This window comes from Microbacterium sp. NPDC079176 (assembly GCF_040686675.1).
Classification (GTDB): Bacteria; Actinomycetota; Actinomycetes; order Actinomycetales; family Microbacteriaceae; genus Microbacterium.
On the sequence record NZ_JBFBLM010000001.1, the window covers coordinates 46,346 to 72,574 of the forward strand.

Here is a 26,229-nt window from a genome sequence, read left to right on the forward strand (position 1 = left end):
CATATCGCGCGGAAAACCAGGGCCGCAGGGCGGGAGTACAGGTCTGGCGGATAGCATGTCGCCATGACTGCATCCGTCGTCTCGGGGGAGCGACGTGCACACCGCCGCCGCCCCCGGTCGCGCGCGACCTTCACCAGCGTGCTCGGCGAGCTGCTGCTCACGGGCGGAGTGATCGTGCTTCTCTTCGTCGCGTGGCAGATGTGGATCGGCGACATCATCATCGCGGCCCAGAAGAACGAAGAGGGTGCGGCGGTCTCGCAGGAATGGGCCAACGCACCCACTCCCGAGCTCCCACCGGTCGTCGAGACCGACGACGGAGCGACAGTCTTCGAGCCCGTGATCCCCGCCGCTCCGGCCGACACCGAGCTTCTCGGCCAGATGCACGTGCCGCGCTTCGGTGCCGAGTACAACGTCGGCATCTACGGCGGTACGACGCGCGCGCGCACGCTCGACAAGCTCGGGATCGGCGTCTACACCGACTCGAAGATGCCCGGTGAGGTCGGCAACTTCGCGATGGCCGGCCACCGCACCACCTGGGGCAAGCCCTTCAACCAGCTCGACAAGCTCCAGGTCGGCGACGCGATCGTCGTCGAGACGCCTGACGGATGGTTCACGTACCGCTTCCGGACGCTGGAGTACGTCAAGCCCACGCAGACGGACGTGCTGCTCGATGTGCCGCAGATGCCCGGCGTCGCGACGGGGGAGAAGTACATCACGCTGACCGCCTGTTCGCCGCTGTACTCCCTCGCCGAGCGCATCGTCGCCTACGGCGTGTACGAGAGCTTCCAGCCCCGCGCCGAGGGTCCGCCCGCCGCGCTCACCGATCCACCGCCTCCGCCGGCCGCGCCGTCGATCTAGCCGAACGGAAAGAGACGACCCATGTACGCCGCACTCTGGCGCATCCTCCCCGGCCCGTGGTGGCTGAAGCTCTTCATCCTCCTCGTGCTCGTCGCAGCGGTGCTCTACGGGCTCTTCTGGTACGTCTTCCCCTGGGTGAGCCCGCTGATCACCCCGGGCGAGGTCGACCTCGAATGACCCGCGTGCTCGTCGTGGACAACCACGACAGCTTCGTGCACACGCTCGTGGGTTACCTGCGCGAGCTCGGTGCCGACGTCGCGCTGATCGAGGCGGATACCATCGATGCCGCTGAACTCGCGGTGATGCTGCCGGACTTCGACGCGCTGCTGCTCTCTCCCGGCCCGGGCACCCCTGACGATGCCGGCGTCTCCGTCGACGCCGTGCGGCTCGCCGCGAGGATCCGGATGCCACTTCTCGGCGTCTGCCTGGGGCATCAGGTGATCGGCGCCGCGTTCGGCACCACCGTTTCAGAGGCGCCTGAGCTGATGCACGGCATGGTGTCGCCGGTCACGCACGACGGATCAGCGCTCTTCGCCGGCATCCCGTCGCCGTTCGACGCGGGCAGATATCACTCCCTCGCTCTCGCGGAGACCGACCTTCCGGGTGACGTGGCCGTCACAGCGCGCACCGCGAGCGGCACCGTCATGGCACTGGAGCACATCCGTCTGCCCATACTCGGGGTGCAGTTCCACCCCGAGAGCGTGCTGACCGAAGGCGGATACCGTCTGCTCGCCAACTGGCTCGAACTGTGCGGCGACGCACATGCCGTGGCACGCTCAGCGGCACTGCACCCGCTGTCGGGCCCCGACGCTCGTGGGGATCAGCCGGCGGCGACGCAGTAGCGCAGTTCGACCGTCGAGCCGATCGCCACGTCTCCCGGCGCGGCCGACATCGATGACACGGTGGGCGGTTCGGTCGGCGTGCAGTCGATCAGCTCGACCGGACTGGGCGTGAGGCCGATGCGTTCGAGCTCAGCCTGAGCCGCTTCCATCGTCCACCCGGTGACGTCGGTGAGGGTGACCCGGCCGCTCGCGACGACGAGATTCACGATGGTCTGCGGTGCGACCTCGGTGTCGGCCGCCTCGCTGGCCTCCATCACCGTCTCGGCCGCCAGCCCCTTGTCGTTGCGCTGGATGACCGTGCCCAGTTCGAGCCCTGCCGCCGCGAGTGCGTCTTTGGCGGCCGTCAGAGACAGGCCCTCGAGCATCGGGACGACGACCGTCTCCTTGCCGGAGGACACGTAGACCGTCACGGAATCGCCCTCGCTGACGGCGGTGCCGGACGCAGGGTCTGTGCGGGTCACGTTGCCCTCGACGACGTCGTTGCTGGACTCGAGCACCAGCTTCGAGGTGAGATCGAGCTTGCCGAGATCATCCTGGGCGCGCTCGGACGAGACGTTGACGAGATCAGGCACCACGCGCGAGCTCGACGGCACGTCGTCCGGGCGCATGCTGAGTGTCCAGACCCAGAACAGCACCGAGGCGAGAAGCACGGCGAGCAGTGCCACACCCGCCCAGATCCACGCGACGGGCGGACCAGACTGCGTGCGAGCCATGGTGGTGTCGGTGCTCAGCTGGCGGAGCGACCGGGCGGTCTCCTGCGCGGCACGCGGATTCGGTCCGTACAGCTCGCTCGTGAGCGCGCCGAGCTCCTTGCGGCTCGGCGCGTGGCCGGAGACCGCCGAGTCGAGCGCAGCGCGGAAGTGCGCGGCATCCGGGTATCGCTGGTAAGGATCCTTGGCCAGCGCGCGCAGGACGATCGGGTCGAGCGCGCCGGGGGAGTCCTCGTTCACCTCGGTCGGAGGGACCGGAGTCTCGCTCACGTGCTGGTAGGCGACGGCCACGGGGGATTCGCCGCGGAACGGCTGACGGCCGGTGAGCAGTTCATAGAGCACGACGCCGGTCGAGTAGAGGTCGGCGCGTGCGTCGACCGGTTCGCCCTTGGCCTGCTCGGGTGAGAAGTATGCCGCGGTGCCGATGATCTGGGTGGTCTCGGCGACCGTCGATGACGAGTCGGACACGGCTCGGGCGATGCCGAAGTCCATGACCTTGACCTGGCCCTTGTCGGTCACCATCACGTTGCCCGGCTTGATGTCGCGGTGCACGACACCCGCACGATGCGAGTAGTCCAGCGCTTCGAGGATGCCGTCGACATAGCGCACGGCGTCGTCGACGGGCACCGGGCCCTTGGCGATGATGTCCTTCAGCAGCGTGCCGCTGATCAGCTCCATGATGATGTACGGAGGCTCATCCGTGCTGCTGTCGGTCGTCGAGGGGTCGCCGGCGTCGTAGACGCGGACGATCGACGGGTGCGACATGCGCGACGCGGACTGGGCCTCGAGACGGAATCGCGTGCGGAACGCGTTGTCGCGTGCCAGCTCGGGGTCGAGGATCTTGATCGCCACCGCACGACCGAGCGTCAGATCGTACCCGCGGTACACCTTCGCCATGCCGCCGTGCCCGATGAGCTCGTCGACGCGATAGCGACCCGCGAGAACGCGTGGCTCTGTCGACACGTAGTGACCCCCTGATACGACCTTGTGGATGCTCCAGCCTACGGCGGGAGCGGGTTATTCGCCTGAGTCTCCGCCGTCTGCGTCGCCTTCATCGGCGCCCGGCGCGGCGGGCAGGATGACGACGCCCGGCATGGCATCCGACTGCTCGGACGGCATGTCGCTGCCGCAGAAGACGCGGAACGTGGCGGTGATCGACTGTCCGGCCGTGCCGGGCACGATCTGCGTCGAGAGCACGCTGGGTCCGAAGCTGCGGATGGACTCGCCGGCGTTGCCGCCGGAGAACGTCGCGTTGGTGAGCGTCACCTCGAAGGCCGATCGCGCCGGGGTGCCCGAGGGGCACTCGAAGCTCGGCCAGTTGAGGGTCACGGGCTCGCCCTCGGTGGCGGTGCCGGCGATGGTCGGGGTGCCCGAGGGCTTGCCCACCTTCACCTGCTCCTTGAAGGTCGTCAGCGTGATGGCCGTACCCTCGGGAACGTTGCCGCCGGGCTGCACGGACTCGACCGTGCCGACCTGGTTCGCGTTGGGAGCGATGGTGTTGCCCACCACGCACTCGGCCTGGAGTCCGGCGTTGACGGCAGCGGTCTGCGCGGCATCGCACTGCATCCCCACGAGACCGAGAGCATCGACGTCCACGAGCTCGGGCTCGGGCGTCTCGGTCTCGGTCGGTGTCGGCTTCGGGGTCTGCGACACGGTCTCCGACTGGGTCGGCTCGGGATCGGGGTCGCCCTGATTCATCAGGGCGAACACGGTTCCACCGAGCACGATCACGAGCAGTGCGATGAGAGCGATCAGCGGCCACGTCCAGGGGCTGCGCTTCTTCTTCTTCTCGGCTTCCTCCTCGGCCTGCTCGCCGGTGGGCAGCTGGGCCGTCGTGGGGAGGATGCGCGTCGTGCCGTCGTCGCCCGATGCGGTGAGCAGCCGGGTGGCGTCGTCGGAGGCGACACCGCCGGTCGCGATGGCCGGCACCGCGATGGCCGCGGAGTTCAGATCGCCTCGGCGCAGAGCCTGGGCGGCGCGTGCGACGGTCGCCGACGACGACGGGCGGTCGGCGGGCTTCTTGGCGATCATCGCCATGACGAGGTTCTGCACCGGGATCGGCACGGTCGGCGGCAGCGGCGGAGGCTGCTCGTTGATCTGCGCCATCGCGATCGCGACCTGCGACTCACCCGTGAAGGGCCGCTTGCCTGCGAGGCACTCGTAGGCGACGATGCCGAGCGAGTACGTGTCGGTCGCGGGTGACGCCGGGTGCCCCGACGCCTGCTCGGGCGAGAGGTACTGCACGGTGCCCATGACCTGGCCGGTGGCCGTCAGCGGCACCTGGTCGGCGATGCGGGCGATGCCGAAGTCCGTGATCTTGACGCGGCCGTCCGGCGTGATCAGCAGGTTTCCCGGCTTGATGTCACGGTGCACGAGACCTGCCGCATGCGCGGCCTGCAGAGCGGATGCCGTCTGCGCGACGATGTCGAGGGTCTTGTCGGCGCTCAGGGCGCCGTCGCGCTCGAGCACGGTCGAGAGGGCCTCGCCGGGAACGAGCTCCATGACGAGGTAGGCGCTGCCGTTCTCCTCGCCGTAGTCGAAGACGCTCGCGATGCCCTCGTGGTTGACGAGTGCGGCATGGCGCGCCTCAGCGCGGAACCGCTCGAGGAACCCGGGGTCCCCCATGTACTCGTCCTTGAGGATCTTGATGGCCACGGTGCGACCGATGACGTGATCCGTCGCCTCCCACACCTCGCCCATGCCGCCGATCGCAATACGCGACTGCAGCTCGTAGCGACCACCGAACGACACACCCTGCGTCGGTCTCATCTGCCCAGCACCGCCTCTATGACCTTCTTTGCAATCGGAGCGGCGATGGTGTCGCCGGATCCTGACTGCCCTTGTCCACCGCCGTCTTCGACGAGGACCGCTACTGCCACCTCGGGGTCGTCCGCCGGCGCGAAACCGGTGAACCACAACGTGTACGGCTTGTTATCGTTCTCGGTCGTGCCGGTCTTCCCCGCCACATCGACCCCGTCTATTCTTGCACCCTGCGCAGCGCCGTTTGAGACGCTCGCGACCATCGACGCCGTGATCTGATCGGCGATCGTCGCATCGGTCGTCTGACCGAACTGGGTGTCGTCGTACGAACGGATGACCGAGAGGTCGTTGCCGATCACCGTGTCGACCAGACGGGGGTTCATCACGACGCCGTCGTTCGCGATGCCGGCCGCCACCATCGCGATCTGCAGCGGCGTCGCGGTGACCTGTCCCTGGCCGAATCCGGTGAGGGCGGTCTGCGCGTCGTCGAGGGCACGCGGGTAGCTCGACGGAGTCGATTCGAGCGGCGTCGAGAAGCTCCGGTTGAAGCCGAACTTCTCCGCCATCTCGCGGATCGCGTCATCGCCGAGCTCGACGGCGAGCTCGGCCATCGGGATGTTGCAGCTCAGGCGGATGGCTTCGGAGATCGACACGGTGTCTCCGCTGCCGCACGTGCCGCCCCAGGCATTCGCGACCGTGTTCGTCGAGCCGGGCAGCTGATAGCGGGCCGGGTTCGGGAGCGTCGAGTCGGGCGTCCAGTTGCCCGACTCGTAGGCCGCGGCCGCCACGACGAGCTTGAACGTCGAGCCGGGAGGGTTGAGGTCGCCGGCGATCGCTCGGTTCGAGAGGGGCTTCGTGGGGTCTTCGTCGAGCTGGTCGTAGGTCGCGTTTGCGGCATCCGCGTCGTGCGTCGCGAGCTGGTTGGTGTCGAACCCGGGGGTCGACACCAGTGCGAGGATGCGCCCGGTCTTCGGCTCGATCGCGACGACCGCGCCGTTGAGGCCCTGCAGAGCGTCGTATGCGGCGCGCTGCGCGGCCGTGTCGAGAGTCAGCTCGACGCTGAATCCGCTCTGGGGCTGACCCGAGAGGATCCGCTCGATCTCGGCGAAGAAGGCGCTCGATCCCGTTCCCGACAGGTCGGCGTTCATCGCCCGCTCGATGCCGGTCGCCGACTGCAGCGCCGGGTTGAAGTACCCGGTGACAGGGGCCCACATCGCGGCATCCGTGTAGACGCGCTGGAACTGGTAGCGGTCGTCCGAGGGGGTCGAGGAGGCGATCGCGACGTCGTCGACGATGATCGACCCGCGCTGGATCTCGTAGCTGTCGAGGAGCGTGCGCCTGTTGTTCGGGTTCTGCCCGAGGGCGTCGGCCTCGACGACCTGGATCCAGCTGGTCGCGGCGAACAGCGACAGGAACATGAACAGCATCACGATGCTGAGACGGCGGAGTTCTTTGGTCATGTCAGCCGATCACCGCCCGGGGTTGGCTGCGGACGCCGTCGGAGATGCGCAGCAGGATGGCCACGATCAGCCAGTTGGCGATGAGCGAGGATCCACCGGCGGCGAGGAACGGCGTGGTCAGACCGGTCAGCGGGATGACCCTCGTCACGCCGCCGACCATGATGAACACCTGCAGCGCGATGGTGAACGAGAGGCCGATGGCGAGCAGCTTGCCGAAGTCGTCCTGACCCGCCAGTCCGATGCGCACGCCACGGCTCACGAAGACCATGTAGAGGCAGAGGATCGCGAACAGTCCGATCAGGCCGATCTCTTCGCCGAGGCTCGTGATGATGTAGTCGCTGTGGGCGAGGGGCGTGACGTCAGGGCGTCCCTGACCCCAGCCCGTGCCGAGAAGGCCGCCGTGCGCCAGCCCGAACAGGCCCTGCATGGGCTGGAAGCCGGCGCCGTCGGGGTCGACCTTCTCAGGGTCGAAGAGGAACAGCCAGTTGACGAAGCGGCCCTGCACGTAGCTGAGGATCTGTGTCGCCACCGCGACACCCGCAGCCACGAGGGCGAGGCCGATGAGCACCCAGCTGGTCTTGCCGGTCGCGACGTAGAGCATCGCGACGAACATGCCGAAGATCAGGGTTCCGGTTCCGAGGTCGCGCTGGATGACGATGATGCCGAGCGAGATCGCCCACACCACCAGAACCGGTCCGAGTTCGCGCATGCGCGGCCACATGATGCCGAGGAACTTCGTGCCGACAGACGTCAGGCTCTCCCGCGTGCGCACGAGATAGCCCGCGAAGAAGATCGCGAGGCAGATCTTGGCGAGCTCGCCGGGCTGGAAGGCGAACATGCCGCCGAGCGACACCCAGACCTGGGCGTTCGCATCGGGGATGCGCAGGCCCGGGACGAAGGGGAGCAGCAGGAGCAGGATGCCGGAGAGGCCGAAGATGTAGGTGTAGCGGAACAGCACCCGGTAGTTGCGCAGCAGGATCACGCACGCGATCGCCCCGGCGAGGGAGATGCCCGTCCACGCGAGCTGCTTCGTCGAGTAGGCGTCCCACCCCGTGAGGGACTTCGCGATGTCGATGCGATAGATCATCGCGATGCCGAGGCCGGTCAGCAGCGTGGCGATCGGCAGCAGGAACGGGTCGGCGGCCGACGCGACGGCACGCAGCACGAAGTGCACGGCGAAGGCCAGCACGGCGAGGCCCCCGCCGATCGCCAGGATCATGGGGTCGATCAGACCCAGAGCACCGAGCTGCACGAGCGTGAGAGCGCCGCCACTGAGAGCGACGGCGAAGAGCAGCAGCCAGAACTCGCGGTTGCGCTGCGTCTGCGGCATCCGCATTCTCTTGAGGGCCTTGATGACGCTGGTGTCGGCCGTGACGTCGGTGGTCATCCTGCGTCCTCCGTCGGCGTCGCGGTGGGCAGGGGAGTGGGCAGCGGGGTCTCGCCGATCACGCGGTCGGCGCCGGCCTGGAGTCGCGCGACGATGGCCTCGGCATCCGAGAACGACCGCGCCGTGATCGTGCGCTCCACGGAGTCACGCTGGTACGGCGGGAGGTTGGCGAGCAGGATGTCGGTGTCGCGGAGCGGCGTCGACAGGGTGATCGGGCCGATGTTCTGCTGCACGCCCTGGTAGATCACGACACTGTCGTCGTCGGCGCCGACGAAGTAGCGCGTCTGCGTCCAGCTGTAGGCGGCGAAGGCGGCGAACACGAGCATCGCGACGACCACCAGCATCCCGGCGATCCATCCGAGACGGCGGCGCTTGGCGCGTCGACGGTCCTCTTCGATGAGCTCTTCGAGGTATTCGGGGGCCGGCTCGAAGTGGCTGGGCTCGTTCGCGGCCTGGCGTACCGGGTGCAGCCAGTTGCCGCGGGGCGCGCGCACCGGAGGAACGGTCACGTTGGCGGGGTTCGATGCCGAGCCGACGATCGTCGCCGTGCCGGAGTGCATCGCGTGCTGACCGCCGACCTCGACGAGGACGATCGTCACGTTGTCGGGGGCTCCGCCGTCGAGCGCCTGCTTGAGCAGGTTGTCGGCCGTGCGGCCAGGCGCCATGCCCATGCGCATCGCCTTGAGGATGTGCGCCTCGTCGACGACGCCCGAGAGGCCGTCGGAGCACAGCAGCCAGCGGTCGCCCGGCTGGGTGTGCATCACGAACATGTCGAGCTCGGGATCGGCGTCCATGTCGCTCAGCACGCGCATGAGCACCGAGCGACGCGGGTGGTATCGCGCCTCTTCGGGCGTGATGCGGCCAGAGTCGACGAGTCGCTGCACGAAGGTATGGTCAGCCGTGATCTGCGTCACCGCGTCGTCGCGGTAGAGGTAGATGCGCGAGTCGCCGATGTGGCCGATGACCGCGTAGTCGTCGACCATGATGACGGCGCTGAGCGTGGTGCCGAGGCCGGCGAGTTCGGGGCGGTCCTTGGCGGCGCGGATCAGATCGCCGGCCGCGGTGGTCGCGGCGGCCTGCAGTGAGGCCTGTGCGTCGTCGACAGACGAGTACGGCTGGTCGAGCGGCTCCATCCGGTGGATCGCGATGCTCGAGGCGACGTCACCGCCGGCGTGACCGCCCATGCCGTCGGCGACGACGAAGAGATTCGCCCCGGAGTACCCGGAATCCTGGTTGTTGGAGCGGACCTTCCCGGTGTGGGAGATCGCGGCGCTCGAGCCTTCGAAGACCATGCCGGGGTCAGGCTCGCAGCTCGAAGGTCGTGGCGCCCACCTTGATGGGGGTGCCGAGGGCGAGGGCGACGGGACCGCCGGTCACGCGCTGGCCGGCCACGAAGGTGCCGTTGGTCGAGTCGAGGTCCTGGATGGCCCAGCTGTCGCCGCGGAGCATCAGACGTGCGTGGTGACTGGACGTGTAGTCGTCGCGGATCACGAGGGCGGATTCGCTGGAGCGTCCGATCGTCAACGTCTCGTTGCCGAGGGGGAGCTCGAGCCCCGCCTTCGGACCGGAGGTGATGACGAGCCGCTTGGCCGTCGCGACCGTGGCGGGACCGGTGCTGGGCTTCGACGACGCGGGGCGCGAGGCCGGGGCGGATGCGGGCGACTGCGTCGGAGCGGGAGTCGCCGCGGCGACCTCGGCCGGGAGCTTGCGGACCTTCATGCCGAACAGATCGGCGCGCAGCGAGTAGACGACGCCGAACACGAAGAACCACAGCAGCAGCAGGAAGCCCACGCGCAGCAGCAGCAGGACGAGTTCACTGGGTGTGCTCACGAGATGGCCCCGAACGCGCGGGTCGCGTCGTCGTCGCGCGGCCGGGGCGGGCGCGACGGGGTGGCGACGGGAACGATGCGGAACACCAGGTCGGTGCGTCCGATGGTCAGGGTGGTGTCGGAGGGAAGGGCGGCTTCGCGCACCTTCTGGCCGTCGACCTTGGTGCCGTTCGTCGAGCCGAGATCGCGCATCATGGCGCGCTCTCCGTCCCAGAGGACCTCGACGTGCTTACGGCTGGATCCGGCGTCGGCGATAGTGATGTCGGCATCCGTTCCGCGGCCGATGACGGTGCGTGCGCGGGTGAGCGAGTGGCGACGGCCGTCGACGTCGATCACGGCCTGCCACTCGACGCGCCCCTCGACGGTTCCTGAGCTGACGTTGACCGTGCCGGTCGCGATCTTGTCGTCACCGTCGAGCGAGATCGAGAGCGGGCCGGAGAAGCTGTAACCCTGCGACTTCGCGTGCTTGGTGAGAAGCGCGTGCAGTTCGTCGGTGAGGGCTCCACCGAGCCCCTGCATGCGCTCGGCGTCGTCGGTGCTGAGGCGCACGACGAAGTTATTGGGCGCGATGATGCGGTCCCTGCTCACCACAGCCGCTTTGGTGTCCGCTTCGCGCCGAAGGGCGGAAGCGATCTCCACGGGCTGGATGCCGCTGCGGAAGGTCTTCGCGAAGGCGCTGTTCACAGCGCGCTCGAGACCCTTCTCAAAGCTGTCAAGTAGTCCCACTGGGCTCCTCTGGCATGCCGACCGGTAGGCACATCGTAGCGAGGTGTGCTGGGTGAACGCCCTCGCGAGGCGGGAAAACGCCGAGATTCCGGGGGAGTGGGGGAGTGGGATGCGCCGGATGCAGGACCTCGGCACGTCTGCAGGACCGAAGAACATCCTCTCGTCCGGCATCCGTGCCGGACTCCTGCAGACCGCGGCGGCGCCGGTTTCATCGATGGGCGAAACGCGTGATATCTTTGGGAAGTTGAGTTCTTCGGAGCCCGACATACTCGCGCGAGTGGCGGAATGGTAGACGCGCTGGCTTCAGGTGCCAGTGTCCTTATGGACGTGGGGGTTCAAGTCCCCCCTCGCGCACAGCGAGCAGTGAATGAGAGACAGGCCCGGTTCCTTTCGAGGAAGCCGGGCCTTTCTCATGCATCGGCAGAGGTGTCGGCGAGGCCTCAGCCTCGGATCGACCGCCGAGCGGCTTCGAAGCGCACCCAGTCGTGGTCGGATGCCGGCGTCAGCTCCCACTCCTCGACGGGGCCGCTCTCCCATGCCGTCGCTGCCACTGCACCACCGGCATCGGTGAGATCCGTCACCACGGCGGCATCGAGCCGGCCTCCGGCGAGCAGCTTGTCCTGCGACGCCTTCTTCACCCGACCCCACCACTCAGGCTCAGGTGTCGCGGTGAGCACCTCGCCCTTCTTCAGGACGGCGGCGACGGCGTCGGTGCCACTGTCGGCGGAGTCGTCGACGACGAGAACGGGCGGGCGCTTCACGCCCAACGCCGCCATCACGGCCTCGCCGAGGGAGTCGTAGGCGCCGGTGCTCGCACGCCGGCCGTCGAGGGTGTGCTCGATGTGGAAGCTCATGGATGAAGGTTACTCACGGTGTGCGGCCGACGCGCCGAAACTCCTCGCTTATTTTTAATGACTAAAAATAAGATACGGTGGGGAGACGACGTGGTGCCGGGGTTGCAGCCCCGGCACCACTGTCCGTGAGACACCACCATCCCTGACTGAGGAGGCTCGCATGAGTCACGAACACGCCCCAGAGTACCCACGCCAGACGCCCTCCATGGAGAAGTCCCTCGGACGGGAGGGGCGCGAGCGCATCATCCGCCAGGCGCTCGAGCGCATCGACGGGGCGCCCGCGCCGAAGGTCGACATGATGCAGGCGGCGATGGGGACGGAGTCACAGATCCGCCTCGTGCACGATGTCATCCGCGCCTACCTCGACGAGCACCGGTTCACCGACACGAAGGACTGGGCTCAGAGCCTTCGCGAACGATCGTCGCGCAGCGATCAGAAGGCGGAGGCGGTCTGAGATGCGAATCGACTCGATCATGCCTCTCTCCCTGTCTGCTTTCGCACAGCACGAGGCCGTCCAGCGCATCACACCCGCCGACCTGCTCGCCACTCCTCCTCGACTGACCGACTCGGGTCGTTTCGTCGGGCGGGTGGACTCGGGTGGTCTCGGCAGCCCGCGCTACTTCGTCGGGGAGTACCGCGACGGGGCGATGCCGAGCGCGCTCGTGCTCGAGTACGGCGCCGCGTCCGCCGGCGACGGGCGAGCGACCCGGGTGTGGAGCCTGGCCGACCGGCGGGGCACCACGCCCGACTACCGCCTCATCCACGACGACTCCTCCCGGGGGTATGTCACTGTGTGAGCGACCGGGCTCACAGCACCCTCGCAGGACTCGCCGCCTCCACGTGTTGGCGCTCAGGCCCCACTCGTGATGGTGTGAGCAGGTGAGATCGCCAGCTTCCCCCCACAGCGACGACCAGAACGACGTCACGTCAGGCTCCGAACCCGCGTCTCGACCGCGTCGTCGGCGCGGTCGAGTGATCGGCTGGATCAGCGTCGCCGTCGTGGCCGCCCTTGTCGCCGTGGGCGCCATCGCCTACGGGCAGCTGCAGGGCAACGTCACCACGGCGCCCATCCGCTCGGACGACGGTGAGAGTGAGCCTGAGCTCGCGACGGGCGATCTGAACATCCTGCTGCTCGGGTCCGATTCCCGGGCGCTCAAGTCCGAGGGCTTCGGCGAAGACGACGGCACCGAGCGCAGCGACGCGATGGTGATCGCTCACATCTCGAGTGACAACACCCGCATCGACGCCGTGCAGCTTCCGCGCGACACCGTCGGCGACCTGCCGGCGTGCGACGACAACGGGCGCGGGTCGTATGGCGGCGGCTGGGGGATGCTGAACTCGGCACTGCAGTACGGCCCGGCCTGCTCCGTCGCGGCGGTCGAGCAGCTGACCGGTCTCGCGATAGACCACTTCGTGCAGATGGACTTCGAGGGATTCATCGGCATGGTCGACGCGATGGGCGGCATCGATGTGTGCCTGCCGGAGCCGCTGCAGGACGGGCACGCACGCCTCGACCTGCCCGCCGGCCCCCAGTCGATCAACGGCGACCAGGCACTCGCACTCGCTCGCACGCGCCATGCGCTCGCCCAGGAGAGCGACATCGCCCGCCTCGGGCACCAGCAGATGGTGCTCTCGGCGATCGTGCAGAAGGCCACCAAGTCCGCCGTGCTCGTGCGCCCCGACCGGCTCTACGCGTTCCTCGATGCCGTGACCTCGTCGATGACCGTCGACCCCGGTCTCGGAGCCCTGACCGATCTCGCCGGCCTCGCCGCGCGGGTCGCGAATGTTCCGCTCAGCAGCGTCACATTCCTCACCATGCCGACGACCGAGGCCCCGGAGGACCCCAATCGCGTCGTGCCGACCGCGGACGCCGACGTCATCTTCCGGGCGCTGATCGACGACGTGCCGATCGTGCTCACCACCGACGAGGTGCAGCCCGAGGCGCCGGTGCGCACCGCGCCCGTGCAGATCCTCAACGGTGCCGGTGTCAGCGGTCTGGCGTCCCGCGTCTCCGATGACGCGACGGGCTACGGATACACCGTCGCCGGCATCGCCAATGCCGACCCGGTCGACCTCACGACCATCACGGCCGCAGACACCCCTGACGCCCAGCAGACGGCGCAGGCGCTCGCCGCAGAGCTCGGCATCCAGGTCGTCGTCCAGGTCGGCGACGTCGACGGCGTGCAGCTGCTGCTCGGCGCCGACTACGAAGCACTCACCTCGCAGCCCCGCGCCACCCCGGTGCCACCGCGGCCGGTGGATGCGGTGAACCGCAGCGCCGACACCGACCTCTGCGCCGCCTGAGGCGCGCCGATCACGCCTCCGTGGCGTGCGCGGTGTACGACGACTTTCCAAATTGGAAAGTGGCCCGGGTCACCGAACAGGACCGGCAGACTGGAGAGGACTCCCTTCCTCTTCGTCAGGAGACGCAATGCCGGAACAGCCTCGCCGAAACCCCAGCCAAGCCGTGCTCAGCGTGCAGCAGGTCGAGCAGGTCAGCCCCGACCTCGTGCGCATCACGGCCGGAGGCGACGGGTACGAGGCCTTCACCGACAACGTCTACACCGACAAGTACGTCAAGATCCTGTTCGCCGATCCTCGCCACGGGCTCACCCCTCCCTACGATCTCGCTCAGCTGCGGGAGCACAGCCCCGAGAAGCTGCCCACTCCGCGCACATACACGGTGCGAGCAGCGGATGCCGAGCGCCAGCGTCTCGTCATCGACTTCGTCGTGCACGGCGATGAGGGTGTCGCCGGTCCGTGGGCTCGACGTGCACAGGTCGGGGACACGCTGGTCGTCAGCGGCGCGGGCGGCGGCTACCTGCCCGAGCCGGGAGCGCCGTGGCATCTGCTCATCGGCGACCACACCGCGCTCCCGGCGATCTCGTCGGCCCTCGAGGCGATGGACTCGGATGCCGTCGGGCACGTCATCCTCACCGTCGCCGACCCCGGCGACCGCATCCTTCCCGATGCTCCGTCGGGAGTGACAGTGCGATGGACTGAGTCCGATGACGAGCTGCTGGCCGTCCTCGCGGAGCTGGCCTGGTCGGACGGGCACCCCGGTGTGTTCGCGCACGGTGAGCGCGGAACCATCAAGGCCGTTCGGGCCCTGCTGAAGCAGCGCGAGGTGCCCAGAGAGTCGTTGTCGATCTCCGCCTACTGGGCGCGAGGCCGCGCGGAAGACCAGTTCCAGGCCGAGAAGCGCGAGCCCATCGGTCAGATCGAGTAGGCGCCGAAGCGCGGTCAGAAGCCCTCGGGATCCCGTGGCGTGTAGGCACCCTCCAGCTCGGCGAGCTCGGCGGCCTCGAGTCGGATGCTGACGGCTGCGACGGCATCGTCGATGTGAGCGGCTTTGGTCGCGCCGACGATCGGGGCGGTCACCGCCGACTGCTGCGCGACCCACGCGAGGGCGATCTGCGCCCGGGAGACGCCGCGTCCCTCGGCGACGCGAGCCACCGCATCCACGATCGCCCGATTCGACTCCTCTTCGCGGTGGTAGAGCGTCGCGCCGAAGGCATCGGTCGCCGTGCGTGTGGTCGTCTCATCCCACTCCCGCGTCAGCCTGCCACGCGCCAGCGGCGACCAGGGCAGCACGCCGACGCCCGAGTCGAGGCAGAACGGATGCATCTCCCGCTCCTCCTCGCGCTGCAGCAGGTTGTACTGATCCTGCATCGAGACGAAGCGCGTCCAGCCGTTCTGCGCAGCGACACCCTGGGCCTTGGCGAACTGCCACGCCCACATCGATGATGCGCCGATGTAGCGAGCCTTGCCCGAGCGGACGACGTCGTGCAGCGCCTCCATGGTCTCTTCGATCGGCGTCTCGGGGTCCCACCGGTGGATCTGGTAAAGATCGACATACTCGGTGCCGAGGCGCGTCAAGCTCGCGTCGATGCCCGACAGGATGTGCCCGCGGCTGAGTCCGGCCTGATTCGCGCCCGGGCCCATGCGCCCGTGCACCTTCGTCGCGAGCACGATCTCGTCGCGGCGCGCGAAGTCCTTGAGTGCACGGCCGACGAATTCCTCGCTCGTGCCGTCGGAGTACACGTCGGCGGTGTCGAACGTCGTGATTCCTGCCTCGAGAGCCTGCGCGATCAGCGGGCGGCTCGCCTGCTCATCGAGCGACCATCCGTGTGCGCCGCGGTCCGGTGCGCCGAAGCTCATGCATCCGAGCACCACCTTCGAGATCTTCACTCCGGAACGGCCGAGCCTGACGCTGTCTGCTGTGTCGAGCATCCGAGATCTCCCTCGAGTCGTGGTCTGCGATCGATGCTCTCACGGTCACGCGCGGTGCGGGGTCGTCGGTCACAGGAAGACGCGGAGGTAGTCGCCGATCTTCTCGCCGCTGTCTTCGGGGACGACCTCGACGCTGAGTCGGGCGCGCACGCCGGCGGTCTCGACCTCGATCGGCATCGCCCCGCATCCCATGACCGGCCCGTTCTCAACGCCGTCGATCACCAGGCAGACCCTTCCGAGCCCGCTCTCATCACTCGCCTCGACGGCGTAGAAAGTGTGCCCTTCGGAGTCCTCGCCGAGCAGGCGCGCCGTGTCGGGGACCACCGTCGCGATCTGGTCGGACGTGACCGACTCAGGCAGGCGGGCGGATTCGCCGCTGGCGAGAAGGTCGACCGTCGGAGCGTTGACGCAGCCGGCCAGAAGCGCGACCGCCCCGAGCGCGAGAGCCGCGCTCACCAGTGGACGGAGGCGCGAGCGGTTCATGACCACACCATAGGGGCGACCGGGTGTCGACACAATCGAGCAGCCCGCCGAAGCGGCTCGGCCTGTGACGTCACCCGTCGGGATCGGGGCGGGAATGATCCTCGCCCTCCGCCGGGCTGTCAACCGCCCTGCGCTCGCCGCGGATCGGACGCATCATGAGAGCTCGGACACCAACCCTGGAGGGCATCATGTCGAACATCGACGCTTTCGCGAACAGCTTCCCGCCGGACATGCCCGGCATCCCCCGAGTCGACGACTTCTCGGACGGCACCTTCCCCACCGATACCGACCAGCCCGAGACCCAGGGCGACGACCCGGTCGACGCCGAGCTGGGCGACGACGGACAGGGAGACCTGGCTCCGGAGGACGAAGGTCTGCAGCACAGCGGAGACGCGCCCACCGACCTGCGGGACGGCACCGAGTGAGCGGCCGAGGCGAGGAGTCCGGTCAGGATCTCGGCGGTGCAGAACCCTCCGAGGAGGGGATCGCCGCGCTGATCGAAGACCGCAACGCGGACGACCCGGACCAGGTCGGAGAGACTCCCGCCGGAAACGCGGGAGCCGACTCGGGCGGTTCCGGTGCGGTGCGCGTCGACCCGTCGTCCGAATCGTCCGTGCAGGACGAGTCCATCCACAACGACGAACCGGGTATCGGAACGCGACGCTCGGGCGACTGACCGTCGCCCTCTGTGCGACGACCGCAGCGAAGGAGATCTCTCTCGACGAAGGGTGAGCCGTCGGCATCCGTCCTTCGTGCTGCGAGATCTCCTTCCCTGCGTGTGCGCGCAGTCATAGGATGCTGCGGGTGAGCGACGCACTGGATGACGGCCCCTTCTTCCACGGCACCAAGGCAGACCTGCGACCGGGCGACCTGCTGACCGCCGGATATCCGTCGAACTACCGGCCCGAGATCGTGATGAACCACATCTACTTCACCGCCGTGGCCGACGGTGCGGGACTCGCCGCCGAACTCGCGCCGGGTGATCGCGAGCCGCGGGTCTACGAGGTCGAGCCGACCGGGGACTTCGAGAACGACCCGAATGTGACCGACAAGAAGTTCCCCGGCAATCCGACCCGTTCCTATCGCAGCGCGGAGCCGCTGAGGGTCGTCCGCGAGGTGCTCGACTGGACCCGCCTCTCGGCCGAGGCGCTCGCCGCATGGCGCGAACGGCTCGCGGCGCTGCACGCCGACGACCGCGCGGAGATCATCAACTGAGCGCCGGCGCGGGGCGTCTCAGTGTCGGACGAACCGCCGGGCGAGCGATCCGAGGACGCGGTCGATGATGACGAAGACGAAGCCGACCGCGACGAGAGCGACCGTGAGGGCGATGATCCACTGAGCGACGCCCGCGACCCCGAGCACGTCGACATCCATGAACGGGTAGGGATACGCCTGTCCTGGTGTGAACTCGCCGCCGAGCGCGCCGTAGACGAAAGCCCAGGTCAGATACACGTAGGGGAGCAGTGTCCACAGCAGAGGATCGATCCACCGGAACGATCCCTTCGGCACGAAGACCAGCCAGTCGACGATCACGAGCACGGGCGTGATGATGTGGATCAGGTTGTCGGTGAGTGAGAAGATCTCGGCGTCGCCGTCGGCGAACCTCGAGGGAACGAGCACGATCAGGTAGATCAGCATGGTCACGGTGATCGCGAACATCACCGCTCCACTGCCGCGTGCGCTGGGCGTCGATGTGCCGAACCGTCCGCGCTGACGCAGATCGCCGACCGTGCGGACGAGGAGGAGCACCACCCACGCGAGACACAGGAGGTTGCTGACCATCGTGTAGAACAGCAGGGTCGTCCACGCCGGCTGACCGGTCAGGATGTCGGAGTGCCGGATGACACCGGTGAGGATGATGGCGAGCGCCACGACCCGGTAGACGAGTGCGGCCGGTCGGAAGTTCACCGCGGCGCGGGAGAACAGCGGGGTCCGACGGGGCCCGGACTCCGGGAGGGCGGAAGCCGTGGACAGGGAGGCGACGGCTTTGGACATCCTTCGAGGCTACGCGTCTTGAGGCGGCGTCAACGCCGATTCAGCGGCGCACCGGGTCGGAGCCGGCGTCGAGGAAGCGCTCGAGGTCGCGCAGAGTCGGTGCCGCCTCCCAGTCGCCGGGAACGAGGCAGGCCATGGCGCCGCAGGCATTCGCCCGGAGCAGGACCGCATCGACCGCCTGGCGGTCGAGCAGGGCGCTCAGATACCCGGCCACGAACGCATCGCCCGCACCGACCGTGTCGACCGGCTCGATCGTGAACCCCGGCGAGTCGACCACCGATCCGGCGGTGAGGACCGAGGCGCCGTCAGGTCCCTGCTTGAGCACTGTCGTCGCGCATCCGGCCTCCCGCAGGCGTTCCGCGGCATCCGCTGCCGAGGTGCCGGGATACAGGATGGCGAACTCCTCGTCGCCGCCGAAGACGATGTCGGCACGTTCCGCGAGTTCGCGCAGCACGGACCCGGCGACATCGGGCGACGCCAGCGCCGACCGGTAGTTGATGTCGAAGCTCACGATCGTTTCGGCTGCCCGGGCACGATCGATGGCTGAGTGGACGGCCGCCCGGGCCGTCTCGGACAGCAGCGGAGTGATCCCGGTGATGTGCAGCAGCGACGCGTCCTCGACCCACCCGTCGGGCAGGTCCTCCGGTCGCAGCCGTGATCCGGCTGACCCCGCACGGTAATAGTGCACCGCGGTGGATGCCGCAGACGGGCGCTCCTTCACCATGAGGCCGGTCGCGGCATCCGGGTCGACGATCGCGCGCACGTCGACGCCATCACCGCGGATCTCTCGGACGATGCGCTCGCCGAGAGAGTCGTCGCCGACGCGGCCCAGCCACGAGGTCGTGACTCCGAGTCGCGCGAGTCCGATCGCGACGTTGCTCTCAGCACCGCCGATGCCGAACGCCATCGAGTTCGCATGACGCAGCGAGCCGATCTCGGTCGTGCGCACGAGCGCCATCGTCTCTCCGAGCGTGACGACGGACGGCGACGAGGTGGTCACTCGGCGCTCCGCGCGCAGACGTCGACGAATGACGCGGCGCGCTCCCGAAGTGCATGCAGGTCACCGCCGGCGAACGCGTCGCCGAGCAGCGGCCCGCCGACGCTCACCGCCACCGCACCGGCACGCAGCCACGCCTCGGCCCCGGCAAGATCGACTCCCCCCGAGGGCACGGCGACGAGGTCGGGGAAGGGGCCGCGCAGATCCTTCAGGTACGCGGGTCCGACCTGCCCCGCGGGGAACACCTTCACCGCGGATGCCCCGGCAGACCACGAGGCGAACAGCTCGGTCGGCGTGAGTCCGCCCGGGACGATCGGCACACCGGCATCCGTCGCCTGTGTGACGAAGTCGCGCGAGGTGATCGGGGTCACGATGTAGGCCGCCCCCACCTCGATCGCCCGTGCCAGGTCCACGGCGTTCGTGACGGTGCCGATGCCGAGGTCGATCGTGTCGCCGAACCGCGCGAGCAGGTGCGGGAAGTGCTCGAACGTGCCCGGTGTGGTCAGCGTCAGCTCGACGCTGCGGATGCCGGCATCGACGAGCACGTCGAGCACGGCGTCGTAGTCCTCCGCCCGCTTCGCGCGGGCGACGACGATCAGGCGCGAGTCGACCGTGCGCGGGGGGAGGGCGACCCGTCGCACCTCACCAGTCATGGACGGTCCCGTCGAGCAGACGGTTCACCGGCAGGTACGCCTTGGTGTACTCGTGGCCCGCCGCGGCATCCTCGTCGAGGTCCACACCGAGACCGGGCTGGTCGCCGGGGTGCAGGAAGCCCTTGTCGAACGTGAACGAGGTCTGGAACACCTCGAGCGTCTGCTCGTTGTGCGGCATGTACTCCTGGATGCCGAAGTTGTGGATCGCCAGGTCGAGATGCAGCGCCGCGGCCATGCCGACCGGCGAGATGTCGGTCGGCCCGTGGATGCCGGACTTGATGCCGTAGATCGCGGCGAAGTCGAGCAGCTTCTTCATGGCCGTGATGCCACCGGTGTGGGTCACCGCCGAGCGCACGTAGTCGATCAGGCGCTCGGTGATGAGGGTCTGATAGTCGAAGACCGAGTTGAAGACCTCGCCGATCGCGAGCGGCGTGGTCGAGTGCTGACGCACGAGCCGCAGGGCGGTCTGATCTTCGCCGGGGGTGCAGTCCTCGAGCCAGAACAGGTCGTAGGGCTCGATGTCCTTCGCGAAGCGCGCGGCCTCGATCGGCGACATGCGGTGGTGTCCGTCGTGCAGGATGCGGAGGTCGGTGCCGAAGTCCTCCCGGATCTGCGAGAAGATCCCGGGCATGTGGTTGAGGTAGTTGCGGGTGTCCCAGGTCTCTTCGCTGGGGCGGTCGCCCGAGCGCTTGGCGGGCTCGTAGTCGTAGCGCACGCCGGGGCCCGCGGCAGAGACGCCGTAGATCTGCCCGAGGCCGGGAACACCGGTCTGCACGCGGACGGCGGTGAACCCGAGCTCCTCGTATCCGGTGATCGCGTTCTTCAGGGCGGCGTAGTCGGTGCCCGAGGCGTGCGCGTAGACGCGGACGCCCTCGCGGCTGGCGCCGCCGAGAAGCTGGTACAACGGCATCCCGGCCTTCTTCGCCTTGATGTCCCACAGCGCCATGTCGACCGCGGCGATGGCCGCCATGGTGACGGGTCCGCGACGCCAGTACGGGCCGCGGTAGAGGTACTGCCAGGTGTCTTCGATCCTGTCCTCATCGCGACCGATCAGCATCGAGGCGACGTGGTCGGACAGGTACGAGGCGACGGCGAGCTCGCGGCCGTTCAGAGTGGCGTCGCCCAGGCCGACGATGCCGTCGGAGGTCGTGATCTTGAGCGTGACGAAGTTGCGTCCGGGGCTGGTGATGTTGACGTCGACGATCTCGATGGTCATGTCGTTCTCTCCTGGAGGTGCGGAATGAGGTGTGGGGTGCGGGCGTTCGGGCGCCCGCACCCCTGGTCGTGAAGAGCGGTCCGATCAGATCGCGTCGCGCGGGTCCGTGAGGTCGCGGCCGGCGACCTCCGGCATCCAGATCGAGGCGATGAGCGCGCACAGCGTGAAGATGAACAGCATGATGATGATCGGGATGAACGAGCCGGTGACGGCCGACACCCACGCGGCGGCGATGACGGGGCCCGCACCGGTCGCGACGATGGCGGCGATCTCGCGTGCCATGGCCGTGAACGTGTAGCGGTTGCGGGATCCGAAGAGCTCGGGGAGCGTGAGGTTCTCGAGCGACGCGAAGCTCATCACCGCGAGGTTGTGCAGCACCACGTAGCCGACGAACACCTGCGCGGTGTCCTTGCTGCTGATCATGAGCATGGTCGGGACGATGATGATGAGCGCGATGATCGCCCACACCATGTACATGCGCTTGCGGCCGAAGCGGTCGCCGAGCCAGCCCGACAGGGGCACCGTGATGAAGGCGACGAGCGACGAGACGATCACGGCGTTGACGCCGATCGAGCGGTCGAGCAGCAGCACGACGGTGATGTAGCTGATCAGGTAGGTCTGGATCATGCCCGAGTTGCCGGCCTGGCCGAAGCGCAGCAGGAGCGCGATCGAGAACGCCTTCCAGGGCTTGCGGTTCATCGCCTCGAGCGTGCGGATGTCGTTGGTCTCGGTGGCGAGCTTCACGACCTCTTCACGCGAGAGCGCCTTGCCGTCGACGACGTCGTCGCGCTCTTCGAAGACCGGGGTCTCCTTGAGGTTGAAGCGCACCCAGATCGCGAAGAGCATGATGACGGCGCTGGCGATGAACGGGATGCGCCACGCCCAGGCGATGACCTCGTCTTCGCTGTACGCGACGAGCAGGATCGCCCAGATGCCCGAGGCGAGCAGGGTTCCGCAGTTCGTGCCCAGTGCGACGAGCGAGGCGATGATGCCTCGGCGCTTGGCGGGGGCGTACTCGGCGAGCATGACGCCCGCACCCGAGATCTCGGCTCCGGCTCCGAAGCCCTGCGCGATGCGGAGCAGCACGAGGAGGATCGGGGCGAGGACGCCCACCTGCGAGTAGGTCGGAAGGAATCCGATGAGGGTGGTCGCGAGACCCATCAGGAGGATCGTGTAGAAGAGGACCTTCGTGCGACCGGTCCTGTCGCCGAGGCGGGCGAAGAAGAATGCGCCGACCGGGCGGGCGACGTAGCCGACGCCGTAGGTGGCCATCGCGGCGACCACGGCCACGGCGGGGTTCTCGGACGAGAAGAACAGATCGGCGAAGACCAGGGCGGCTGCCAGCGAGTAGAGCTGGTAGTCCATGAACTCGAGGGCCGTGCCGAGCCATCCGGAGATGGCGGCGCGCACGAGGTCGCGCACCGACCTCTTCGCGGCAGGATCGGCGACCGTGGCGGTCGTCTGCGGTTCGGACATGGGAGGTACTCCTTCGGACCAGGATCGGGTGGGGTGCGCGGGGAGCGCGGAGGGTGTTGCTAGAGGGCCAGCAGGACCTTCGCCGAGGCGGACGAGTCGCGAGCGAGTTCGAAGGCCTGGACGGCGTCGGATGCCGGGAGGACGTGCGAGATGACGGAGTCGAGGGCGTCGGAATCGGCCAGCAGCGCGACCGCGTCGTCGATCTCGGTCGAGAAGCGGAAGGCGCCGCGGATGGTGAGCTCCTTGGCGAGCATCGGCGCGAGGTTCACTCCGATGTCGGCGTTCGGCAGCATTCCGACCTGCACGATGGTGCCGACGCGGCGGGCCGCGCGCACCGCCTGGGTGAGGGCCACTCCGACGCCGGAGCATTCGAACACGATGTCGTAGGACTCGTTCTCGATGGTGTCGCGACCGACGAGCGATACCTCGGTCGCGCCGAGAGACGTCGCGCGGTCGAGAGGCTCTTCACGCACGTCGCTCGCGCCGACCACCGCGGCGCCCGCGTGGAGTGCCGCAGCGACGACGAGGAGTCCGATGGGTCCCGCGCCGATCACCAGCACCCGCTTGCCGGTGATGTCTCCGGCGAGGCTCACGGCGTGGATCGCCACGGCCAGCGGCTCGGCGAGGGCTGCGCGCTCGAGCGGAAGGGATGCGGGGAGCACGCGCAGCATGTGGTCTTCGACGATCAGCAGCTCGGATGCCCCGCCCTGGCGGTGGGGGTTCGCGGCGGCGCTGCCGAAGTAGTCGCCGCCGGGACGCAGATGCGGGTGGCCTTCGAGCCCGGGGGCCTCGGCGCCGTAGCGCGCGGGGTGCACGGTGACGGGGGTGCCGGGTTCCAGGCGGCCGGACGGGTCGAGGTCGACGACACCCGACAGCTCATGGCCGGGGGTGAGTGGCTCGCGGATCGTGTACTCGCCGTTCGCTCCGTGGAAGTAGTAGTGCAGGTCGGAGCCGCAGATGCCGACGAAGTTCACGCGGAGGCGGACCTCGCCGTCGCCGGGGGTCGGGACCTCGCGGTCCTCCCAGCGGATGTCTTCCTTGCCGTGGATGGCGAGAGCCTTCATGGCTGCAACTCCTCTGCGCGGGTGAGCGATGGTGTGGTGGTCTGGGATGCCGAGACGGCATCGGCGATCGCGGCGTCGACGCCGCGCCGCTGGATCGTGTCGACGAGCTCGCCGACGCGCGCGATGAACGCATCCTGTGATCCGAGTCCATCACCGAACAGGTGCAGCTCGCCGATCACGCGCTGTGCGAGCTCGCGACCCGTGCGGGCGCTCGCCGCATAGCCGGCGAGACGCTCTCGGGCGCCGTCGGTCATCGCGGCGGCGTGCAGGCCGGGGTCGAATCCGGGAAGCGGGGCGATGCACGACAGGTATCCGGCGACCGTGAGGGCGATCAGGTGGGGCATCTCGCCGAGCCGCAGCGCCCGCAGGGCGGGCTCCGGGATGCGCTGGCGCAGCTTCACGGAGCCGTCCGTACCGACCTGGCTGGTGCGGTGACCCAGGGCGCTGTTGGCCCAGCGCTCGAACAGCTCGCTCTCGTAGGCGCGAATGTCGACGCCGGACGGAACCTCGATCGAGGGCTCGTACTCGTCACGCAGCACGGCGCGCGCCGCGCTCTCGATGTCGTCGAGCCCGATGGCCTCGGGGATCGTCCCCACTCCGCTGAGCGCGCCGAGGTAGGCGATCAGCGAGTGCGTGCCGTTGAGCAGTCGCACCTTCATCTGCTCGTAGCGTCCGACCTCGTCGGTGAACACGGCACCGCCGGCCTCCCAGGCGGGGCGTCCGCCGGCGAAGCGGTCTTCGATCGCCCACATCGTGAACGGCTCGGCAGGCACCGGGATGTCGTCGCGGGCGCCGAGCAGGGTGTCGACGCGGGTGCGCAGCTCGGAGGTGGTCGCGGGCACGATGCGATCGACCATGCTCGAGGGGAACGACACGGCGCGGTCGAGGAAGGCGAGGGTGTCGGCGCCTTCGGATCCGGGCAGCTCGAGCAGGAACTCCCGGACGAGTTTCTCGGTGTGGGCGCCGTTGGCCGAGAGGTTGTCGCAGCTGAGGATCGAGATCGGCGCTCCACCGGCTGCGGCACGGGCCTGCAGGCCACGGGCGAGCTGGCCGATGGTCGAGCGGGCGGCGCCGCCCCGGAGGTCGGAGCGCACGGTGTCGTCGTCGAGGTCGAGATGCTGCGTGGCGGGGGAGTAGCTGTAGCCGTTCTCGGTGACGGTGAGGGTCACGATGCGGATGCCGGGGTCGGCGATCTGTGCGACGACGCGCTCGGGCTGCTCGGCGCCGACGAAGGCGTCGGCGTGCACACCGGGGATGGTGAGTGACGTGGTGCCCGGGGCGATGGTCGCGACCGTGTAGAGCATGTCCTGAGCGTGCATCGCGTCGACGATGGTGCGCGAACGCGAGGCGACACCGACGATGCCCCAGTCGCCGCCCGCGGACTGCAGCGCGGCTGCCGTGTAGACGGCCTGGTGTGCCCGGTGGAAGCTGCCGAGGCCGAGGTGCAGGATGCCGGGGGCCGTCGGGGCGACCAGCGGGGATGCGGTGGCAGAGGTCGTGCGGCGCAGGGCCGGTGCTGGGATGCTCACGCGGTGGCTCCTTCGCTCGGGGCCGCGCACCGCTGAGGGTGATCGGCGTTGATCGTCATGCAAATCAGTGTGCAGTGTTTGTACAAACTTGTCAAGCAGTTTTACATCGAGGTGGAGGATCGTAGGATTGCCTGCGAGGGCGGGAGAACGACATGGCAGCGACGCTGACGGATGTGGCACGACGCGCAGGCGTGTCCATCGCGACCGCATCGCGTGCTTTCGGGGAGCCCGATCGCCTCGCCCCGAACACCCTCGGCCGCGTGCTCGAAGCGGCGGGGGAGCTCGGTTACGCGGCGTCGCAGTCGGCCACCGCCACGCGCACCTTCGGGGTCGTCGTGCCCGACGTCGCGAACCCCGTCTACGCCACTCTGCTCAAGGCGATCCAGGGGCAGGCATGGCACGGACGCCACCGCATCGTGCTCTTCGACGCCGACGAGGACCTGCGCCGCGAACGCGAGCAGATCGAGCAGGCCCGAAAGCTCGACGGCATGCTGCTGTGCTCACCACGTCTGCCCGACGCCGACGTGCTCGACCTCGTCGGAGACACCCCCTACGTGGTGGTCAACCGGCAGATCGACGGCGCACCGTGCGTGCTCATGGACACCGAGCACGGACCTGCCCAGGCGATCGAGCACCTCGCCGCCCTCGGGCACACGCACATCGCCTACGCCGCCGGTCCGCGCGGATCATGGGCCGATGTGCGCCGCGCCGACACCGTCGCGCGAGCGTGCGAGCGCCACGGCATCCGTCTCACCGGGCTCAGCCACCATGCCGCGTCCATTCAGGGCGGACGGGCCGCAGCCGCACCGGCGGCGGCGAGCGGCGCCACGGCCGTCATCGCCTACAACGACCTCGTCGCCCTGGGACTCGAGGCCGGATTGCTCGAGCTGGGCAAGCGGTGCCCCGCCGACATCAGCATCGTCGGCATCGATGACATCGACCTCGCGGGTGCGGTCACCCCGGCGCTCACGACGGTGCGGATGCCGATCGAACGCAGTGGCGCGCTCGCCGTCGACCTGCTCCTTCAGGCGATGAACGGCACCGCGATCGACGACGTCGTGACCCTCGGGTCGCAGCTGATCGTGCGCGCGTCGACCGCTCCGCCGCTTGACGACTCCCGCTGAGTCGCCCACCGTCGCACCGTGTCCGACAGGTGA

28 protein-coding genes and 1 tRNA gene are annotated in these 26,229 nt (G+C 68.6%); 12 read left to right on the top strand and 17 right to left on the bottom strand.

The window, feature by feature from the left end; genetic code table 11:
* Positions 1-63: 63 nt before the first annotated feature.
* Genes AB0P11_RS00230 through AB0P11_RS00240 form a run of 3 tightly spaced genes read left to right on the top strand, consistent with a single transcriptional unit; the run spans position 64 to position 1,700 of the window.
* Positions 64-858, top strand: a complete 795-nt coding sequence (locus tag AB0P11_RS00230) for a class E sortase (RefSeq protein WP_072590401.1) — start codon at positions 64-66, stop codon at positions 856-858.
* 21 nt (positions 859-879) lie between these two features.
* Positions 880-1,035, top strand: a complete 156-nt coding sequence (locus AB0P11_RS00235) for a hypothetical protein (RefSeq protein ID WP_167947501.1) — start codon at positions 880-882, stop codon at positions 1,033-1,035.
* Positions 1,032-1,700: a gamma-glutamyl-gamma-aminobutyrate hydrolase family protein gene (locus tag AB0P11_RS00240; protein WP_363518655.1), complete on the top strand. Its 669-nt coding sequence runs from the start codon at positions 1,032-1,034 to the stop codon at positions 1,698-1,700. The genes AB0P11_RS00235 and AB0P11_RS00240 overlap by 4 nt, the downstream gene beginning before the upstream one ends.
* Here AB0P11_RS00240 and pknB read toward each other — a convergent pair.
* Genes pknB through AB0P11_RS00275 form a run of 7 tightly spaced genes read right to left on the bottom strand, consistent with a single transcriptional unit; the run spans position 1,679 to position 10,572 of the window.
* Positions 1,679-3,373: a Stk1 family PASTA domain-containing Ser/Thr kinase gene (pknB, locus tag AB0P11_RS00245; protein ID WP_363518658.1), complete on the bottom strand. Its 1,695-nt coding sequence runs from the start codon at positions 3,371-3,373 to the stop codon at positions 1,679-1,681. The genes AB0P11_RS00240 and pknB overlap by 22 nt on opposite strands.
* A gap of 54 nt (positions 3,374-3,427) precedes the next feature.
* Positions 3,428-5,179, bottom strand: coding sequence for a protein kinase (locus tag AB0P11_RS00250; RefSeq protein ID WP_083569241.1), 1,752 nt, complete (start codon positions 5,177-5,179; stop codon positions 3,428-3,430).
* A complete protein-coding gene (locus AB0P11_RS00255; RefSeq protein ID WP_363518661.1) occupies positions 5,176-6,630 on the bottom strand; it encodes a penicillin-binding transpeptidase domain-containing protein in 1,455 nt (484 codons plus the stop codon). The genes AB0P11_RS00250 and AB0P11_RS00255 overlap by 4 nt, the downstream gene beginning before the upstream one ends.
* 1 nt (position 6,631) lies before the next feature.
* Entirely contained in the window at positions 6,632-8,017 is a 1,386-nt protein-coding gene (locus tag AB0P11_RS00260; RefSeq protein ID WP_072590403.1) for an FtsW/RodA/SpoVE family cell cycle protein, read from the bottom strand.
* Positions 8,014-9,309: a PP2C family serine/threonine-protein phosphatase gene (locus tag AB0P11_RS00265; RefSeq protein WP_053098271.1), complete on the bottom strand. Its 1,296-nt coding sequence runs from the start codon at positions 9,307-9,309 to the stop codon at positions 8,014-8,016. The genes AB0P11_RS00260 and AB0P11_RS00265 overlap by 4 nt, the downstream gene beginning before the upstream one ends.
* 7 nt (positions 9,310-9,316) lie before the next feature.
* Positions 9,317-9,847, bottom strand: coding sequence for an FHA domain-containing protein (locus AB0P11_RS00270; protein ID WP_053098272.1), 531 nt, complete (start codon positions 9,845-9,847; stop codon positions 9,317-9,319).
* Positions 9,844-10,572 carry a DUF3662 and FHA domain-containing protein gene (locus tag AB0P11_RS00275; RefSeq protein ID WP_363518666.1) on the bottom strand — a complete coding sequence of 243 codons (729 nt, stop codon included), beginning with the start codon at positions 10,570-10,572 and terminating at the stop codon, positions 9,844-9,846. Before AB0P11_RS00275 ends, AB0P11_RS00270 begins: the two co-directional genes overlap by 4 nt.
* Before the next feature lie 271 nt (positions 10,573-10,843).
* Here AB0P11_RS00275 and AB0P11_RS00280 point away from each other — a divergent pair.
* A tRNA-Leu gene (locus tag AB0P11_RS00280) sits at positions 10,844-10,926 on the top strand.
* An 86-nt stretch (positions 10,927-11,012) separates the two neighbouring features.
* Here AB0P11_RS00280 and AB0P11_RS00285 read toward each other — a convergent pair.
* Positions 11,013-11,426 carry a hypothetical protein gene (locus tag AB0P11_RS00285; RefSeq protein ID WP_363518669.1) on the bottom strand — a complete coding sequence of 138 codons (414 nt, stop codon included), beginning with the start codon at positions 11,424-11,426 and terminating at the stop codon, positions 11,013-11,015.
* Between the two features lie 205 nt (positions 11,427-11,631).
* Between AB0P11_RS00285 and AB0P11_RS00290 the strand changes: the two genes are divergently transcribed.
* The 4 genes from AB0P11_RS00290 to AB0P11_RS00305 all read left to right on the top strand — a co-directional run bounded on the left by AB0P11_RS00290 (position 11,632) and on the right by AB0P11_RS00305 (position 14,655).
* Positions 11,632-11,880: a hypothetical protein gene (locus AB0P11_RS00290; protein ID WP_363518672.1), complete on the top strand. Its 249-nt coding sequence runs from the start codon at positions 11,632-11,634 to the stop codon at positions 11,878-11,880.
* 19 nt (positions 11,881-11,899) lie between these two features.
* Positions 11,900-12,223 carry a hypothetical protein gene (locus tag AB0P11_RS00295; protein ID WP_320489366.1) on the top strand — a complete coding sequence of 108 codons (324 nt, stop codon included), beginning with the start codon at positions 11,900-11,902 and terminating at the stop codon, positions 12,221-12,223.
* A 202-nt stretch (positions 12,224-12,425) separates the two neighbouring features.
* Positions 12,426-13,730, top strand: coding sequence for an LCP family protein (locus tag AB0P11_RS00300; RefSeq protein ID WP_363518675.1), 1,305 nt, complete (start codon positions 12,426-12,428; stop codon positions 13,728-13,730).
* Positions 13,731-13,857: 127 nt separating this feature from the next.
* Entirely contained in the window at positions 13,858-14,655 is a 798-nt protein-coding gene (locus AB0P11_RS00305) for a siderophore-interacting protein (RefSeq protein WP_363518678.1), read from the top strand.
* A gap of 14 nt (positions 14,656-14,669) precedes the next feature.
* Here the strand turns inward: AB0P11_RS00305 and AB0P11_RS00310 are convergent, their stop codons facing one another.
* Both AB0P11_RS00310 and AB0P11_RS00315 read right to left on the bottom strand, forming a co-directional pair.
* Positions 14,670-15,659, bottom strand: a complete 990-nt coding sequence (locus tag AB0P11_RS00310) for an aldo/keto reductase (RefSeq protein WP_056275737.1) — start codon at positions 15,657-15,659, stop codon at positions 14,670-14,672.
* A gap of 69 nt (positions 15,660-15,728) precedes the next feature.
* On the bottom strand, positions 15,729-16,142 hold the full coding sequence (locus tag AB0P11_RS00315; protein WP_056275740.1) for a hypothetical protein: 414 nt from the start codon (positions 16,140-16,142) through the stop codon (positions 15,729-15,731).
* A gap of 188 nt (positions 16,143-16,330) precedes the next feature.
* On the opposite strand from AB0P11_RS00315, the gene AB0P11_RS00320 reads away from it, so the two are divergent.
* From AB0P11_RS00320 to arr, 3 genes are all read left to right on the top strand, one after another.
* Positions 16,331-16,567 (top strand): hypothetical protein, encoded by a 237-nt coding sequence (locus tag AB0P11_RS00320; protein WP_053098280.1) that lies wholly within the window; start codon positions 16,331-16,333, stop codon positions 16,565-16,567.
* Entirely contained in the window at positions 16,564-16,818 is a 255-nt protein-coding gene (locus AB0P11_RS00325; RefSeq protein ID WP_053098281.1) for a hypothetical protein, read from the top strand. Before AB0P11_RS00320 ends, AB0P11_RS00325 begins: the two co-directional genes overlap by 4 nt.
* Before the next feature lie 128 nt (positions 16,819-16,946).
* Positions 16,947-17,357, top strand: coding sequence for an NAD(+)--rifampin ADP-ribosyltransferase (gene arr, locus AB0P11_RS00330; protein ID WP_083569242.1), 411 nt, complete (start codon positions 16,947-16,949; stop codon positions 17,355-17,357).
* A gap of 18 nt (positions 17,358-17,375) precedes the next feature.
* Here the strand turns inward: arr and AB0P11_RS00335 are convergent, their stop codons facing one another.
* From AB0P11_RS00335 to AB0P11_RS00365, 7 genes are all read right to left on the bottom strand, one after another.
* The gene (locus AB0P11_RS00335; protein WP_363518684.1) at positions 17,376-18,137 is read right to left on the bottom strand and encodes a Pr6Pr family membrane protein; all 762 of its coding nucleotides are present in this window, start codon (positions 18,135-18,137) and stop codon (positions 17,376-17,378) included.
* Positions 18,138-18,177: 40 nt separating this feature from the next.
* Positions 18,178-19,137 (bottom strand): sugar kinase, encoded by a 960-nt coding sequence (locus tag AB0P11_RS00340; protein WP_363518687.1) that lies wholly within the window; start codon positions 19,135-19,137, stop codon positions 18,178-18,180.
* Positions 19,134-19,787 (bottom strand): bifunctional 4-hydroxy-2-oxoglutarate aldolase/2-dehydro-3-deoxy-phosphogluconate aldolase, encoded by a 654-nt coding sequence (locus tag AB0P11_RS00345; protein WP_053098283.1) that lies wholly within the window; start codon positions 19,785-19,787, stop codon positions 19,134-19,136. The genes AB0P11_RS00340 and AB0P11_RS00345 overlap by 4 nt, the downstream gene beginning before the upstream one ends.
* Complete coding sequence (manD, locus tag AB0P11_RS00350; protein WP_053098284.1) at positions 19,777-21,003, bottom strand: D-mannonate dehydratase ManD; 1,227 nt, start codon at positions 21,001-21,003, stop codon at positions 19,777-19,779. The genes AB0P11_RS00345 and manD overlap by 11 nt, the downstream gene beginning before the upstream one ends.
* Before the next feature lie 84 nt (positions 21,004-21,087).
* A complete protein-coding gene (locus AB0P11_RS00355) occupies positions 21,088-22,479 on the bottom strand; it encodes an MFS transporter (protein WP_363518691.1) in 1,392 nt (463 codons plus the stop codon).
* A gap of 59 nt (positions 22,480-22,538) precedes the next feature.
* Positions 22,539-23,543, bottom strand: coding sequence for an L-idonate 5-dehydrogenase (locus AB0P11_RS00360; protein ID WP_363518694.1), 1,005 nt, complete (start codon positions 23,541-23,543; stop codon positions 22,539-22,541).
* Positions 23,540-25,072 (bottom strand): mannitol dehydrogenase family protein, encoded by a 1,533-nt coding sequence (locus AB0P11_RS00365; RefSeq protein ID WP_363518697.1) that lies wholly within the window; start codon positions 25,070-25,072, stop codon positions 23,540-23,542. The genes AB0P11_RS00360 and AB0P11_RS00365 overlap by 4 nt, the downstream gene beginning before the upstream one ends.
* A 152-nt stretch (positions 25,073-25,224) precedes the next feature.
* On the opposite strand from AB0P11_RS00365, the gene AB0P11_RS00370 reads away from it, so the two are divergent.
* Positions 25,225-26,196, top strand: coding sequence for a LacI family DNA-binding transcriptional regulator (locus AB0P11_RS00370; RefSeq protein ID WP_053098288.1), 972 nt, complete (start codon positions 25,225-25,227; stop codon positions 26,194-26,196).
* The last annotated feature ends 33 nt before the right edge of the window (positions 26,197-26,229 follow it).